The sequence below is a fragment of the Chryseobacterium arachidis genome (assembly GCF_900129245.1).
GTDB classification, from domain to species: domain Bacteria; phylum Bacteroidota; class Bacteroidia; order Flavobacteriales; family Weeksellaceae; genus Chryseobacterium; species Chryseobacterium arachidis.
This window is the reverse complement of the sequence record NZ_FQUT01000022.1, coordinates 12,285-29,442: the sequence shown is the minus strand read 5'-3', so window position 1 is coordinate 29,442 and position 17,158 is coordinate 12,285. Positions and strand designations below refer to the sequence as shown.

Sequence of the window (17,158 nt, the reverse complement as noted above, 5' to 3'; positions counted from 1 at the left end):
TATGTCAACCCCTATCCAATACACCGTTCAGAGCGGAGAGACACTGCAGGATATCGCCAAAAAACTGGGGATTAAAGACTGGACAAAACTTCAGGAGTATCATAATAATCAGGCAGGTTCGGATCAGAAAACGTCTACAACTCCATACGCAGGTTTCAGGCTGATGACACCACCTAAAGACGAAATCTATACGATGAATGGTGAAACTCCGCCTTTAGATCCTGCCGAAGAACAAAAAAACAATCAGGAGAAACAGGATCAGGAAAAGAAAAAGGAAGAAGAGGAAAAGAAAAACGAACAGGCTTCAAAAAGTGAGCACGATGGTAAATATTTTGTGGTACATAATGCCAAATGTGTTTGTGATAAAGCTGAAAACCCTAAACAGACCGCCAATCTTCAGGTAACTACTCATTCTATTATTGTTTTGAATGACGAACAAGGAAAACTTGCCGCTACTGAAGAAGATAAAACGTTTAATCCGCCTGTTGCCACATTCGGAAAATGCACACTAAAGCCTTCTTCAGGAGGTTATCTTCCGTGTGCTTTGGCGCCGGCACCAAAATGGGGGAAAACTTATGAAAGCACTCAGGTAATGGGAAAAAATACGCTCACTGAGATTTCAGAACTTCAATGTACTGTGGGCGGAAAAATTACGGTTTTTAATCACGGGCAAACCGATTCTGTAAGCAATGCCCATGCAGATAACACCAATCCTGTGGAGCTTGCCATGGTAAATCCTGCCATAGCACAGCCTAAAAAAAAGGAAGAATATCCGGTTGTCACTTCCATTACTTTAATCAAAATTGAAAACAGAGCATCCTTTAAAGAAACTGACTCTAAAAATAAAAATGGTATCATTTACCTACGTAAGGATGAAGAAGCATCTTTTAAAGCCAATTTAAAAAGCGGAAACAAACAATTTAGTTCATGGATGGTTTATAATGATCATCAGGGTAAAAAAGAAAGCAGAGTATTTTTAAGAGAACAAATTGGGACAGAATTTTCCCAAAGTTTTGATGCTTTAGGTAAATATAGAATTGAAGGTTATGGAAAGCCTAAGACTCAGGAGTTTGAAAAAGGAAAATATGATAAATGTGATCCTACTTGCTCCATTGATGTTGAAGTTATAGAAAACACTTTAATTGATATAGAATGTACCTCAGCAGATTTTACCTCCAGACTTGATCCTTCGAAAAACAGAAAATTCAGAAAAGGTGTTCCTTCTGTTTTTAAGGCTAAATTTTTCATTTCAGATCTTACTGCAGAAGAAAAGTCAAAGCTCATCTTAGCCGTATTAGACGGAACTGAAAATATGATTACAGAAGGTGTTCAAATAAATGGAGATACTTTAACTTTTACTCCAAAAAACAGCAAGGCAAAATATACGATCATTGCAAGATATACCAATGATCAGGGAGAAATCATAGAAAAAAAGATGTCGGGAGAAACAGAAGGTAATGCCGTTTTGGGAATTAGCCATGGTGCTGAAGTGGTAAGACCAGGAACTGCCATGACTTTCAGTGTTTCAAAGATGAAATATAAATTGGGGGATGAAAATTCGTCATACGGTATCATCTCAGACGAATCCACCGAAATAAAATGGAATCTTAACGGAGTACTTCAGGCTACCGGAAAGAACATTACCATTCCCGGATCCCGGCTGATGATTCCTGGAAAATATGTGGTCGAAGCTTACAGTATTACGGCCAACGCTACCGGAAAAAACGCAAAGAAAGAAGAAGACGACTGGCATTTTGAAGTGAAAGAAAATATTGTCACCGAGATTAAAGCAGGAAAAAAAGCCAGAACTGGTTTAGAAATTCCTTTTGAAATTGGCAAAACACTTCTAAACAACTATGATGCTACAAAAGATGGCACTCTTGTATGGAAAATTTCCGGACCTTCTTCAGGAACAGGAAGCGGAGAAAAATTTAATTATAAATTTACTCTTCCTGGAGAATATACCATTGACTGTCTGATGGGAGGCAGACCTTCGCAAGCTCCGTTAAAACTTAAAATTATTCAACCTAAAATATTAACAGAAACCTCTAAATGGATCGATAATGATGGAAATAGCGGAAATATTATAAAAGAGGCAGGATATGGACAGGAAATCTGCGCTTTTGTGAAATACGAAGGACTTCAGGGAGAAGCAATGACATTGCAAATTTTTGATAATGACAGCAACGGAGTGAATCTTGTTCACAATATCGAAGGAACGTTATCTGAAACCAGTAGCGGAGTTTATTGGCCTTTTACCCTTGATAACAGTATTAAGCAGAAAATTGAAGCCCGAGGACTGACTAAGGCTGGTAAACTTCATTTTAAGCTGGTACCAAAAGATGCATCATTACAAATTCTTAACGGTAATCAATCTTTGGGTGAATATTTAGAGGTATCCAGTATTCCCAAAATTATTGACGGCTATTTCTGTGATGTCGGTGATACAGAAAAAATGTACAATTCCCCTATTGATAAACCTTTGTATTTTAAAATCTATGCCATCAATATGGTGGATAAAAAAGTGGAGGTTCATTTTATGACACAATCTGATCCTTATTTCGGATTGGCTTGGAGCGCTAAACAGTGGAAAGACTGGAAAGATGTACAGGAAAAATTTTCCAAAGAAACGTTTTTCCATAAAGTAGAAGGAATCATCAATAAAAAAGGAGAACTCATCGTAAAAGTTGATCCTTCCAAACTCGGAAAACCTAAAAACTTTTTTAAAATCGCCGCCGTTATTAAAATGACAGAAGGTGAAGGTGTAAAGACTAAAGAAAAATCTGTTTATTTTGAGAAAACAGATTTAGCAATTTTGTATGCCACAGCAAAACTTCCTAATATGGTTGAGAATAAAGGGGCGGTGAAAGTGGGAAGAGAGGAGTTGAGTGGCGGAAAAAATGGAACTTGTATCTGTAAAGATTATGGTTTAGTTTGGGGGGGGCATAAAAATATAACTTGTGAATTCCGAAAGAAAGTTATTGATATTAGTAAAAGACAAAATTTTGATCCCAATGATTTGATGGCTGTTATGAATGTGGAAACTTCTGGAACTTTTTCAGCATCTAAAATTGAAATAAAAGAAACCACAGAAAAACGGAAAGATGGAAAATTTAAAAAAGAATACAGAGGGTTGACCAAAGAGGAGATTATGCAACTATCTGAAAGCTTTAGTGGCGCTGTTGGTTTAATACAATTTACACCTATAGCAATTACTTCATTAAATAAAAATTATAATTTATCATTGACTAAAAGAAAATTAGCTTTAATGTCACAATTAGATCAACTTGATTACGTCGAAAAATATATTGAGCTTTGGAAAAAAACGAAAAATATTACCGGAAAAATATCATTATCTGATCTTTATGTGTTAGTTTTTGCTCCTAATTATTTTGGTTCATCAGATGATACTACTTTATATAAAGATGGTACTGATTACTATATTGCTAATAAAAGTGTAGATACTGATGGAAAAAATGGAATTACAAAAAAAGAAATCGCTGCTAGAGCTATTGCTGCCAAATCTGAAGGAGAGGCATATAAAGCATCCAAATTTAGCTGTGGAAATGACAATTCTACTAATAATATAAATGCAAAAGATATTATAACTTTTCGTATTTATGCTGATGGGAAAATAGAAAAACATACTCCCAAATCAATTAAAGAAGAGTATAAACAAAAATATAAGTATATTTTTCATGATAAAGAAGGAAAGGAACACGATATTTGTATTGTTGATTGGCATACTACAAGTAAAAAATTACCTAGTAAACGAAAACTATACAAGAAACCAACTCATTCAAAAATAATAAGTGATGAAAATGTCAATGAAGGGCAAACACGAAGAAGAGTCATTTATGAAAATGGGGATATTGCAGAGTATGGAAGTAATAATGGAGATACATTTTGGAGGCTCTATTCTGCCACAAAAGAGACAATAGAGTTAATAAAAATGCCAGATTCTGTTGATTATATAAAGTATAGTTTTTCAGGAACAAAAAGAATATATACTGGTCCGAACTATTTTGCTGGTTTTATTGGTGCATTGGCAACTACAGGACTTTCGATTACCACTACAGGATCTTGTTTTAAAGAAGGGTCATGTTTTCCAAGTCAGTTCCATGTAAATGGAGAAAGTATTGACACTATTTATTTTTGGAAATTAGAAACTGATCAAAAATTTATTGATGCCATGAAGTTTTTTCATTTTGAAGAAAGAAAAGTAGGAAATGATATTTACTTCAAGAAATTAAAAAATGTTTCGGATGGTGGAGATCTTCATGACTCTCACTTACATTGTGGAGAATTTGATATCTCAAAAGTAATAGAAATAAAAGAGAAATAAAATATGAAAAGTTATCTTATTATTACATTAGCTACATTTTCTATAGCTTGTACAAAGATTAAAAATAATCCTTCCGAAAATATAAATATCACTAATAAGAATATCTATTCCTTTAAAGAAATAGGAAACAGTCTTTTACCATCTACAAAATTTGCAAAAAAATGGTATGTTCAGATTTATAATGAATCAGACCCAATGTCTAAAAGCGATTCTTTAAATCAAAAACAATTAGAAAATTTAGATTTTTTTGATTCTATTACGGGTAAAAAAGTTATTAATAAACAATTTGAAAGCGATTTATTATATACAACTAAAGAAAAAATAGACTCTGTTTTTCAAATAGGAACATCTAATTTTGAAAATAAAAAATTATATTATATTAAATCCTATAAAACAATATATCAAAAAGAATATGATTTCCCTCCTACAGAGAAAAGGATTGATTTATTAGTTTATGAAGATAATAAATTATTCAAAAAGATTAATATTTATTCTGCTGTAAGCTACCCTTTTGCAAAAAAATTAACCATAGGCTATCTAAATAAATTTGGCATTTTATACACGAAGTCTTTTAGTATTGATGAAGAAGGTGTAGTTTTTTTGAATGAACAACAACAAAATTTAAATAAATCTTTAAAATAATATTCCTTTTAAATTATTATAAATGAAAAAATTATCATATATAGCGCTCTTACTGTTATCCTGTATATTTTCATGCCAGGATATTAAAACCACAAATTCTAATAATCAAATTTCACCCATAAGTAAACTACAGGATAAAGTTGTACTAAAGAATTTGGAGATAGATCAGAAATGGTATGGTACCTATAGAATACGTTTTGAATATGGAAAAATAGGAGGTATAAATGCTGGATGGGATTTAGAGATTCTGATAAATAAAAATCAAATTATTGCTTCGGGAAATGGATACCAAATAGGTTTCAAAGATGAATTAACAGCGACAGCAGAAGGAAATAAACTAGTACTTAAACATAAAAAAAATATAGACGGATATACTCTTGGAGAAGACATGAATCCTGAATTTATCTTAATAGAAGATAACGGCCTTTTTTATATACAATCTGAATGGATAGATTCTGATATTATTACAAAACCTGAGAAAAAAGGATTTAAAATAACCAAAGAAAATTGATGACCAGATTATTATACAGCTACATAATACTAATTTCTGCTTTATCATTGATTTGTTTCTCTTGTAATAAAACTTCTCCTATCAAGAATCGTGAAGTAAATACGATCGAAAAAGAAAATAAAAAGATAGCAAAAAGCAGTTTTATTAGTGAAGATAATCCTTCAACAGTTAGTTTGCCATTTAGTTTTCACCAATATTTTAAAGATCAATATTCTGAAATGAAATATCCGTCTTATGAATGAATGAAAATTTAATAGACTTCTTAAAAAGTAAAAATTATGATGGGGAAACTTACAAAGGTTTTGTCATTCGTTCCGACAATGATTTTGAGTTTTTACTCATCAGTATGGCTCGTGGAGATTCCGAATATTTCATCTTGATAACGTCGACAAATCATAAAATTATTGATTATAAAGAAATTGGAGCCATTGGTGATGAAAACCCGGTGACCTTTAAAATTAACCAAGATTTTAGCATTGAAAAATATCACGGAAATAATGAAAATTTAGCAGCTTTCGAAAAATATCAGATTGACAATAATGGTAATATTCGAAAAAAATAAAGTTTTAAAAAAAGTTCAGAGGGATGTAACAGTTAAGTTATATCCAAAAGAATTTGATGCACTAGTAGATTTGCTATTTAGTTGTGGAGCCTATTTTTTAAGTACAAATAAAGCACCTAAATTATACAAAAACCTATTGGATGAAAAATATGAAGATGCTGCCAAAGAGTTTTTAGATATAGAAAATTAAACAAGAAGAAACAAAACTATGAAATGTTTATCAACGGAAATTATGATTCGGCACATTAAACTTTTATTACCTATAATAGCTGTTTCTTTTATAGGTCTAAATTGTAAGAAAAAAGATACAGTACCCAACACTTTTATTCCCGAAAAGGAAAAAAATAGTATTACCAATAAAAATATAATTAACGATGATCATTATAAAATATGGAGGTTTGCCTCTAATAATAAAAATCAGGAGTATAAAGACATTACATTACATATAAGTGATGATTCAATTAAGATTTTAAAAGCTAATCAAATTATTTGTTCAGGTGAAATTGTAAAAGAAAAAACTACCTTTGCAGAGTATTTCAAAAGTTCTAAAACGGGTGACGGAATTAGAGAGCAATTAAGGAAAGATTTTTCAATTAAAGCTACTGATAATTTATTAACGATTATGAATACCGATGGAGATATCTCAAAGAAAGGCTGCCAATTTCCCTTTAATGAAATGTTTATTGTAGATGGATATTTATTTTTTTATAAAGATGGCTATCATTCTTTTGTTTCCGAAAAAATTACTGGAGGATCTGCAGATACAAAACATTTTAAATTTTCTAATCTTACTCTTCCTTATCAGAAAAATATAGATTACAAAAGTGTAAAATACGACCATCTATCTGTAAAAAATATTTCTGGGCTTTCAGAGTTTTCTTGTGGAGAAAATGAGATAAGGTATATTCCATTAGAAAATACAAAAAATATCAATCTTATTCTTCTTCCGATGGACTGTGGTGATGCTCCCTATAGATATTATTTGTTATCTATTGTTAATAATACTGTTGTTTCCAATTTATATGTGGAAGGTAATCTTTATGAACCCGAAGGAAATAATATACCCGAAACTGCAAGCTTTAATATTGATAAAGAGTCTGTATTTACTGTCACAACAACTAATAAAAAATTTCAGGGTAAAAATGAGGAGAAAAAATATGTAATTACAAAAGAAGGTAAAATAGTCAATAAATAATCAAGATATTTATGAAGCGATATATAAATGGAATATTCCCTGATATGATTGAGAACAAAGGGACGGTGAAAGTGGGAAGAGAAGAATTGAGTGGGAAAGGGAATAATGAAAATGTCCTAGATGTGAGGCTGATATAACTTTAAAAATTATAGAGATGCTTTTCAAGTTTATACTACTCAAAAAGACTTCAAAACTAGATGAAATAATGAAAAAGTATTTATTCTATAGCAAAAGATTGGGATTTTGTAAACAACTATCATTATAAAGCACCTTTTGAAAATACTAAGGGAAAAGCGACATCTGTACATTAAGATTACTTTCACCTTGGATATAAATAAAACATTATAAATTTATGAAAATAAATATTTTAATGATATCTCTATTTCTGTTTATAGGATGTAACCAGAAAGCTCAAAAATATAATTATGAAATAGAAGATTCTGATGATTCATATGTTATGGATGGTTGGAGCACTGAGCAAAAGGAAGATTATTATCAAAAAGCAGGAAATTTACTTCAAAAGTTCTTATTACATGATAATTATAAAATTCCAACAGAGGTAGAATTTTCAAAAATATTGAGAGAAAAATTAAATATTTCAATAAATACAGATAAAGTATATCAAATAGTACCTCATCACATATTCCAAACCGACAGCTTGGACAATACATATTCACAATTGGTTATTTTCCCTCAAGAAAAAATAATTTCCTTTAAATCTGAATTGCCTCTTTTGGACAAGGAAAGTATAGAAAACTATAATTCTTCTGATTTCAAAAATTTAGATCACAGTAAGGATTATAATAATGTAATTAATAAGCTTTTATTTAACCCTAATCAAAAAGAAATCGACATTTGGCTAAAAGATGAGCAGTTAAAAGAAATTTTTATATTTTTAGTGACAGATTTTCATTTTTATTATGAAGATAGAATATTTAAATACATAATTGAGGAATTAAAAAGGTCTCCCGAAAAATACAAAGCTGAATACATAAAACTGCTTTTTTAAAGAAATAAAAAAGCAATTGATAAAGACTTTCTTTCAAGAATTGCTTATTATGATAGAGACAAAACGCTTTTGCCTTTCTTTTTAGACGCTCTATCAATAATTAACATCAATGATAAGACAAGAATAAGTGAAGAAATTAAGACAATTTATACTTCTACAAGATCTATTTCGAATCAATTAAATTCTACTGATGTTCAAGATAACCTTAAAAAAGGATTCCATGTAATTGATGAAATTAATGCCGACTTAGATGGAGACTCCTATCCCGATAAAATTTACATAGCATCATCACAAGAAGAGATGATGGAACTTCAAATATTAATATTCAAAAATAATAAAGGCTCATTTTCTCTGTGGGCAAAAAATGACTCTTCCCCTATTTTAGGAGAAAAAGAATATAAAAAAACTGTAACTAAAGGAAATTACTTCACTCTTGAATATACACGAGACCTTGAAGATAAATATAATATCTATAATTATCTGACATTCAAATTAAGAGATAATAATTTTATTTTACATAAGTTTAGCCAAGAAACATACGATGCTAAAGCGAATAAAAAGCTACCTATAAAAGCATGGAATGAAAATAATTTTGGAATTATAAATTTCAATACTACAACTTATGAATTTTTAGACCATTTGAAATAATAACATTTTGAAAGATAATTTTCTTGCTATACGCTCAAAAAAAACTATGCACACCCCAATATATAGCTGTAGGTTATCCATTTATATTTTATTAATTATTTGTGTCTCTTGTAACAAAACTTCTCCTATCAAGAATTGCGAAGTAAATACAATCGAAAAAGAAAATAAAAAGACAGCAAAAAGCAGTTTTATTAGTGAAGATAATCCTTCAACAGTTGATTTGCCATTGAGTTTTCATCAATATTTTAAAGATCAATATTCTGAAATGAAATATCCGTCTTATGAATTGAATGAAAATTTAATAGACTTCCTAAAAAGTAAAAATTACGATGGGGAAACTTACAAAGGCTTTGTCATTCGTTCCGATAATGATTTTGAGTTTTTACTCGTCAGTATGGCTCGTGGAGATTCCGAATATTTCATCTTGATAACCTCGGCAAATCATAAAATTATTGATTATAAAGAAATCGGGGCCATTGGTGATGAAAACCCGGTGACCTTTAAAATTAGCCAAGATTTTAGCATTGAAAAATATCACGGAAATAATGAAAATTCAACAGCTTTTGAAAAATATCAGATTGACAATAATGGTAATATTCGGAAAAAATAAAACTTGAAAAAGTTCAATGAGATTTAAAGTTAAATTATATCCAAAATGATTTGGGTCTAAAAGGGGGAAGAGATAAATCAAATTTTTGTCAATAATTGATTAGGTAAGTAAATAAAATTTATAAAAATGGCTCCAATTTAGTCTAAATTGGGGCCATTTGGGTATTTGTGACCTTGACGAGCGTATCTTTAAACATTTTTATTGATGATTTGGTTCGATTAAGTCAAATTAAACCGGAATTGCAAAGCCCATCTTCATTAAGTATTTTTTATAGTTGAAGTTTCTGTCAACCAAAAAAATAAGATCCCAATAATAAGTAAAACAAAGCCTTGCCATCAGATAACTGACAGTAGATTTTGCACCCTGATTGATATTTCCATTTTTTCCCCAAGTCCATTGTTGAAATCTACGCGCACAGTAAAGCTTCCGGCAATAAGCTGTTTTTGTAAGTCAGATAATTCTCAGCCCAATCCCAATCGTCTTTTGCTTCGTGTTGATACATTTTTATTAGAAGAATTCGCTAATCCTTTTAATAAGGGAAGATTTTTTCTGAATAACTCTAAACAACTTCAACAGTAAATAGTATTTGTTACTCATTGTAAAGTTCTTTTTTTACTAAATTGAGTTGTTTTTCTATATTTTTGTTTAAAATAGTTTACAATGGAGAAACCAATCATTCCGATTTATACTTTAAGAGAAATTATTGATTGGCAAAATGTTCAGCTTGTCAACCCTGACATTTGGGCTTTTGATATTAATTCCTCAAATTCTAGAGTTGTAGAACTGAATTTTCCAAGTAAAGTCATTTGTTTTGGATTGTTTCTTGTTCAAAGGGGGGAAATTTTAATTAATGTTGATTTTCAGGAGATTCAATTGAAAAAAAATGATATTGTCAATTTATTTCCTAATAATATTATTGAATTTAAGGACATTTCTAAGAATGCCAGGCTAAAATTTATCCTGATCTCGATTGACTATTTCTCAGAACTTAACTTAGAAATCAATTCACAGGAAGCTTTTGATATTCTTTCGAATAATTACCTTAAGCAGGTTACCCTAGATAATGAGACGATGTTTTCAATCATTTATCATATCAACAGTATTCAAGGGTTGAATAATCCTGAAAATGCCAATAGTTTTAATCTGGAAATGCTCAAACTGCATTTTTCGCTCATTATGTATTCTCTCGCCAATTATACCCAAACCCAATCTGCAAAAGGTGAATTTAAAACATCCCGAAAAGAAGATATTGCGGTGAAGTTTGTAAGTTTGGTAGGTCAGTATTTTCGGTATCATAAGGATGTTCAGTATTATGCAGATACCATTTTTGTGACCCGAACACATCTTACAAGAACGATTAAAGATGTTTTTAATAAAAATCCAAAACAGATTATTGAGGAAAAACTGATTGCAGAAATTAAAATTTTTCTGATGAAAAAAGAGTTTAGTATTGCAGAGGTAATGCGGGAGTTTGGCTTTGATGATCAGACGGCATTTAGTAAATTTTTTAAAAAACATACCGGCATTTCTCCTGGTTTTTATAGAAAAGCATTGTAATTTTTTTGTTTTATAAATTCTAATAGCTTTTTCTTTTCAAATGTTCTTTTTTTACATATTTAAGAATCTTTCTGACCTTGTAGTCTGACAATTTCGTCAATACATTTGCTAACGAAAATTTAGTAAATATTTAAAAAATTATGAGCAATCTAAACAGGAATTTCGTTGCAAATTCTATAAAGATTTGTGGCGTTTTTCTTGTTAATGGCATCTTGTAGCAAAAATGACCAGCAGGCACAGCAGATGCCTCCGATGGAGCTTCCGGTTTCAACCGTAGTAAAAGGAAATGGTCTGGTGTCTAAAGAATATCCGGCAAGCGTGGAAGGGGTAACCGATGTAGAGATTCGTCCGCAGGTTTCAGGATATCTACAGAAAATTATGGTGGATGAAGGTGCATATGTAAAAGCTGGACAGCCGCTTTTTAAAATAGATGACCGGATCTTTGCAGAACAATACAACACGGCAAAAGCTGCCATTTCCGTAGCACGTGCCAATCTTGCAACAGCTAGAATTGATTTGAAGAGAAGAAAAGAACTGGTGAAAGAAAAAATTGTTTCAGACATTCAAACTCAACAATCTCAAGCAGCCTATGATGCCGCAGTGGCATCACTAAATCAAGCAGAAGCATCTGCACAGGCGGCACGAATTAATTATGAGTTTTGTACTATCAAAGCTCCGGTAAGTGGCTATTTGGGCAGAATCAATTACAGGTTGGGGAGTCTTATAGGGCCTACAGGAGCTCAACCTTTAACAGTTTTATCAGATATTCATCAGGTAAATGTTTACTTCAGTATGAGTGAATTTGATTTCCTGCAGTTTCAAAACAAATATCCGGGCAGTACGATTCAGGAAAAGATTAAAAATTCTGAAATGGTAGGTTTGAAAATTACCGATGGTAATTCCTATGGGCAAAAAGGAAAGATTGATGCGATTGAAGGTCAGTTCAACAGCAATACAGGCTCGGTAACCTTCAGAGCAAAATTTGATAATCCGGAAAGTATTTTGAGAGCAGGGAATACAGGGAAAATTGTGATTGATCAAAATTACGATGGTGTAACGCTTATTCCTATTGCTTCTACAATGAATATTCAGGACAAAGTTTATGTTTTTTCTCTTGATAAGGATAATAAAGCTGTTCAAAAAGCTTTGAAAGTCGCCGGAAAAACAGGGACGAACTATATGATAAGCCAAGGAATAAAACCCGGTGAAACTTTTATTGTTTCAGGATTTGAAAGATTACAACAAGGGATGGTTGTAAAGCCTAAAACGGATAAATCAGTTACACAGCAAGCCAGCAAATCCGATGCTAAGTCATCCACCAAAAGCTAATTCTTAGCCCTTATTTATTTTAAACAATCCAGTAAAATGTTAAAAACAATTATAAAGAGACCTGTACTCGCTACAGTGATCTCTGTCATACTTGTGATCTTGGGGCTTGTGGGGATGAAAACCCTCCCAATCACAACCTTTCCCGAAATTGCGCCGCCCAGCGTTACTGTAATAGCAACCTATCCGGGAGCGAGTTCTGAAGTGATTGCACGTTCAGTAGCGCCACCTCTCGAAAACGCCATCAATGGGGTAGAAAATATGGACTATATCACATCGACTTCCAGTAACGGATCTTTGATGCTGAATGTGATTTTTAAATTAGGAACAGATCCGGATCAGGCAGCGGTAAACGTTCAGAACCGTGTGGCTCAAGCGACCAGTCAGCTCCCTACTGAGGTCGTTCAGATTGGTGTCACAACGATGAAGAGACAAAGCAGTATTTTGTCTATGATCACCCTTTATAGTGAAGATCCTAATGTAAATGACCTTTTTGTAGAAAACTACGCAAAAATCAACATCGTACCCGAGTTGAAACGTATCAAAGGGGTAGGTGATGCGATGGTTTTTGGTAACAAAGATTATTCGATGAGAGTATGGCTTGATCCTCAAAGGATGGCCGCGTACAATATCACTCCGCAGGAAGTTGCAGGTGCAATTCAAGGGCAAAACGTAGAGGCGGCTCCGGGAAGGTTAGGCGAGAGAAGTAAAGAAGCTTTGGACTATGTCATCCGATATAAAGGTAAAAATACAGAGCCTTCTCAATACGAAAATATTATCCTGAGAGCGGATAATGGTGGAAGTACTTTACGATTGAAGGATGTTGCAAAAGTAGAATTCGGGTCTTATGATTATGGCGTTTCTACCTTATTCAACAAAAAACAAGGGGTAATGGTTGCATTGTTTCAGACTGCGGGTTCTAATGCGAATGAAATCGAAGTTGCAGCACAGGCGAGAATCAAAGAACTTTCCAAGTCTTTCCCAACTGGGGTGAAATACAATATTATGCACAGCTCAAAAGAATCACTCGATCAATCGATCGATCAGCTGGTTCATACTTTGATCGAAGCATTTATCTTGGTATTCATTGTGGTATTTATTTTCCTTCAGGATTTCAGGTCTACTTTAATTCCGGCTATTGCGGTACCGGTATCGATTGTGGGAACATTCTTCTTTATGAGTGTTTTCGGGTTCTCCATCAACCTGCTTACTTTGTTTGCGCTCGTATTGGCGATTGGTATTGTGGTGGATGATGCGATTGTGGTGGTAGAAGCCGTTCACGCCAAGATGGATCACAGAAAACTGAATCCTAGAGCTGCTACAATGTCTGCGATGAGCGAGATTACAGGAGCGATCTTTTCGATTACATTGGTAATGTCTGCAGTATTCGTTCCGGTGGCATTTATGGAAGGCCCAACAGGGATCTTCTATCAGCAGTTTGCCTTAACGCTGGCAATTGCAATTGTAATTTCGGCAGTTAATGCATTGACTTTGAGTCCGGCGCTTTGTGCAATTCTTTTAAAGCAGCATCACGAACCAGGACATAAGCACGAAGTTAAAAAAATGACGTTCAAAGAAAAATTCTTTGCCGGCTTCAATGCTTCGTTTGATAAAATGACCTTTAGATATGGTAAATCTGTTTTGTTTTTAATCAAAAGAAAATGGGTAGCATTTACTGGTTTAGCGATTGTTGTTGCGCTTTTTGCGTGGATGTTTACCAAGACACCTACAGGATTTATTCCTGATGAAGACCAATCTTTCCTAATGGCTACGATCACGCTTCCGGCGGGAGCTACACAAAGCCGAACAACCGATGTTATTGAAAGGGCAGAAAAATTGATATCAAAAAATCCGGCAGTCGACAGGGTGGTATCTGTAAATGGTCTGAATATGCTGAATTTCAGTATCTCTTCTTCAAGCGGTGTTTTTATGATTAAATTAAAAAAGCCGAAAGAAAGAGCTGCAATTACAGAAATTGCAGGGCAGCTTCAAGGGGCATTGAGTGAAATCAAAGAAGGTTCTTTCTTCGTTCTGGGAATGCCGACAGTTCCAGGTTTTGGTAATACCAGCGGTATGGAACTCGTATTACAGGACCGTACTTCTGGTTCTTTGACCAAATTTAACGAAACTGCCAATGCCTATATGGGCGCATTGATGCAGAGACCCGAAATTGCAATGGCATTTTCTACCTTCAACGCATCTTTTCCTCAGTATGAATTGGTTGTAGATGAAGTAAAAGCTAAGCAATTAGGAGTAAATGTTTCTGATCTAATGGCTGTAATGCAGGGATATTACGGAAGTATGCAGGCCTCAGACTTCAACCGGTTCGGAAAATATTACCGTGTAGTGATTCAGTCTGCCCCGGAATTCCGTGCTGATCCCGCTTCATTGAACAGTATCAATATTAAAAATGCGATGGGCGAAATGGTGCCTGTAAGCACAATTGCTTCTCTGAAACAAACGGCAGGACCAGATGTGGTAGATCATCATAACTTGTTTAATGCCATTAATATTACTGCAATGCCGGCTCCGGGATTCAGTACAGGTCAGGCAATGGCAGCAGTGAAAGAAGTAAGTGCCCGGACCTTACCTACAGGATTTACCTATGACCTGAAAGGGATGAGCCGTGAAGAACAGTCTTCGGGCGGTCAGTCTGCAATGATTTTCAGTTTGTGTCTCGTGTTTGTGTATTTCATTCTTTCTGCCCAGTATGAAAGTTACATTGTACCGTTCGCTGTATTATTGGGTATTCCGACTGGTTTATTAGGCGTGTTTGTCGGGATCTCCCTAGATTGCGGATATTTCAAACAATATATATGTTCAGGTTGCCCTCATTATGTTGATTGGTCTCTTGGCAAAAAATGCAATTTTGATTGTGGAATTTGCCATCCAAAGAAGAAGAGCCGGGAAAAGTCTAACCGCATCCGCTGTGGAAGGAGCGAAAGCCAGATTGCGTCCTATTTTGATGACCTCCTTGGCGTTTATCGCTGGTCTGATGCCGCTACTGTTTGCATCAGGACCTTCAGCGATTGGAAATCATTCGATTGGATATGCAGCCGTTTTCGGAATGTTGTTCGGAACTGTTTTAGGAGTGTTCATCACACCGGTCTTATTTGTAGTATTCCAGTTTTTACAGGAAAAATTAAGAGGAAAACCATTAGATGAGAGTGTTTGGGATTATGAGCCTTCAAAACTGAAGAAAGCGCATTAAGTTTTAAATAATCAATTATTAATTATCAGGATATTCAGGGTGGGCTGATGTAAAAATAGCTTACTCTGATATCAATGATAAAAATCTATCCAATGAAATTCAACAATAATAAACTTTATATAAATGCAGCAGCAGCGGTACTTTTCATTAGCTTGACCTCTTGCAGTGTTGCTAAATATGACAAGCCGGAAGTCGAGTTGCCAGAAAATTTCAGAAACAATACAGCGATTGATTTGGCAGAAGATTCTACAACAGAAAGTATCGCGAAGATTCCATACCGCGAGTTCTTTTCCGATCCGGAATTACTCGCACTTATAGATGCCGGAGTAACGAATAACAACGACCTGCAAGTTGCCGTAAAACAGATTGAGATCGCTTCCTTAAGCTACAAGCAATCAAAATGGGGTAATGTTCCTAATGTTAATCTCACTTTTGGGGCTGCATCCATCAACAGACCATCAGAAAACAGTTTGAACGGTTCATTTGCACCGGCTATCACTGGAAAAAGTTTCATCGAAGATTATAGTTCAAGTGTATCCATTTCGTGGGAAGCAGATATTTGGGGGAAGATAAAGGGAAGAAAAGAAACGGCTTTGGCAAGTTATCTTCAGACTCAGGAGGCGGCAAAGGCGGTTCAGACACAATTGGTGGCACAGATTGCTCAGGGATATTATAATCTCTTGATGCTCGATACGCAGATGGAAATTACTAATTCCAATCTAGAATTGGTCAACAAAACCCTTAAAATGATAACCAAACAACAGGAATTGGGTATCACGACCAGTCTTTCTGTAGAACAGCAGGAAAATACGAGAGATCAGATTCTGGCGACAATTCCTCAGATCAAGCAATCGATTATCATTCAGGAAAATGCTTTAAGTATTTTAACAGGAAAAATGCCTGGCGAAATTATAAGAAAATCTAAACTTGTCGACGTAAAAACACCGAACTATAACGCTGTAGGGCTTCCATCTGAATTATTGAGCCACAGACCCGATGTAAAGAGCAGTGAGATGGATGTAAGAAGAGCTTTTGCCAACGTAAAGGTTTCCAAAGCAAGTATGTATCCGGCTTTGAATATTACAGCGCAAGGCGGATTGAACTCTTTGAATTTTAAAAACTGGTTTGATATTCCGGGATCTTTGTTTGGAACAGCAATGGGATCATTGGCTATGCCTTTATTGAATGGAAAACAGCTAAAAACTCAGTACGAACAATCTAAAATAATGATGGAACAATCTGAGCTTACCTTTAAACAAACCGTTCTGAATGCAGTAGGAGAAGTTTCAAATGTTCTGGCGACCATAGAATCTGCCGATGAACAGGATAAAGTGACGACACAATTGGTAACCAGATCTGAAAAAGCAGTTAATACTTCAACAAAATTATTTCAGCAGGATATGGCGACGTATCTTGACATAATTACGGCTCAGAATAATAAACTACAGGCTGAACTTAGCTTGGCAACCATCAAAGTTCAGAAGCTCAATGCTGTGGTTGATCTTTACCGGGCACTCGGAGGAGGATGGCAATAGACCCGAT

The 17,158-nt window shown here is 34.1% G+C and carries 13 protein-coding genes and 1 pseudogene; all 14 read left to right on the top strand.

Translation table 11 applies throughout. The features are described from left to right. The first annotated feature begins 1 nt into the window (after position 1). Entirely contained in the window at positions 2 to 4,345 is a 4,344-nt protein-coding gene (locus BUA89_RS22150; RefSeq protein WP_072964119.1) for a PAAR-like protein, read from the top strand. A 3-nt stretch (positions 4,346 to 4,348) separates the two neighbouring features. Beyond that, the gene (locus tag BUA89_RS22145; protein WP_072964117.1) at positions 4,349 to 4,987 is read left to right on the top strand and encodes a hypothetical protein; all 639 of its coding nucleotides are present in this window, start codon (positions 4,349 to 4,351) and stop codon (positions 4,985 to 4,987) included. A 22-nt stretch (positions 4,988 to 5,009) separates the two neighbouring features. After that, complete coding sequence (locus BUA89_RS22140; RefSeq protein ID WP_072964116.1) at positions 5,010 to 5,498, top strand: hypothetical protein; 489 nt, start codon at positions 5,010 to 5,012, stop codon at positions 5,496 to 5,498. Between the two features lie 238 nt (positions 5,499 to 5,736). Then, on the top strand, positions 5,737 to 6,060 hold the full coding sequence (locus tag BUA89_RS22130; RefSeq protein ID WP_072964113.1) for a hypothetical protein: 324 nt from the start codon (positions 5,737 to 5,739) through the stop codon (positions 6,058 to 6,060). Continuing rightward, positions 6,038 to 6,250, top strand: coding sequence for a glycoside hydrolase family protein (locus BUA89_RS22125; protein WP_072964111.1), 213 nt, complete (start codon positions 6,038 to 6,040; stop codon positions 6,248 to 6,250). Before BUA89_RS22130 ends, BUA89_RS22125 begins: the two co-directional genes overlap by 23 nt. Positions 6,251 to 6,268: 18 nt before the next feature. Then, the gene (locus BUA89_RS22815) at positions 6,269 to 7,255 is read left to right on the top strand and encodes a hypothetical protein (RefSeq protein ID WP_083531761.1); all 987 of its coding nucleotides are present in this window, start codon (positions 6,269 to 6,271) and stop codon (positions 7,253 to 7,255) included. A gap of 11 nt (positions 7,256 to 7,266) precedes the next feature. Further along, positions 7,267 to 7,392 (top strand): hypothetical protein, encoded by a 126-nt coding sequence (locus tag BUA89_RS23430; RefSeq protein ID WP_262487554.1) that lies wholly within the window; start codon positions 7,267 to 7,269, stop codon positions 7,390 to 7,392. A gap of 215 nt (positions 7,393 to 7,607) precedes the next feature. After that, the gene (locus BUA89_RS22115; protein WP_143152422.1) at positions 7,608 to 8,264 is read left to right on the top strand and encodes a hypothetical protein; all 657 of its coding nucleotides are present in this window, start codon (positions 7,608 to 7,610) and stop codon (positions 8,262 to 8,264) included. A 69-nt stretch (positions 8,265 to 8,333) separates the two neighbouring features. Beyond that, positions 8,334 to 8,912 (top strand): hypothetical protein, encoded by a 579-nt coding sequence (locus BUA89_RS22110; RefSeq protein WP_072964107.1) that lies wholly within the window; start codon positions 8,334 to 8,336, stop codon positions 8,910 to 8,912. Positions 8,913 to 8,919: 7 nt separating this feature from the next. Further along, positions 8,920 to 9,522, top strand: coding sequence for a hypothetical protein (locus tag BUA89_RS22105; RefSeq protein ID WP_143152421.1), 603 nt, complete (start codon positions 8,920 to 8,922; stop codon positions 9,520 to 9,522). 660 nt (positions 9,523 to 10,182) lie between these two features. Beyond that, positions 10,183 to 11,079: a helix-turn-helix domain-containing protein gene (locus BUA89_RS22100; protein WP_072964103.1), complete on the top strand. Its 897-nt coding sequence runs from the start codon at positions 10,183 to 10,185 to the stop codon at positions 11,077 to 11,079. 186 nt (positions 11,080 to 11,265) lie between these two features. Further along, positions 11,266 to 12,408: an efflux RND transporter periplasmic adaptor subunit gene (locus BUA89_RS22095; protein ID WP_228420671.1), complete on the top strand. Its 1,143-nt coding sequence runs from the start codon at positions 11,266 to 11,268 to the stop codon at positions 12,406 to 12,408. 36 nt (positions 12,409 to 12,444) lie between these two features. Continuing rightward, positions 12,445 to 15,616, top strand: a pseudogene (locus BUA89_RS22090) (efflux RND transporter permease subunit). 92 nt (positions 15,617 to 15,708) lie between these two features. Beyond that, on the top strand, positions 15,709 to 17,151 hold the full coding sequence (locus tag BUA89_RS22085) for an efflux transporter outer membrane subunit (protein ID WP_072964101.1): 1,443 nt from the start codon (positions 15,709 to 15,711) through the stop codon (positions 17,149 to 17,151). The last annotated feature ends 7 nt before the right edge of the window (positions 17,152 to 17,158 follow it).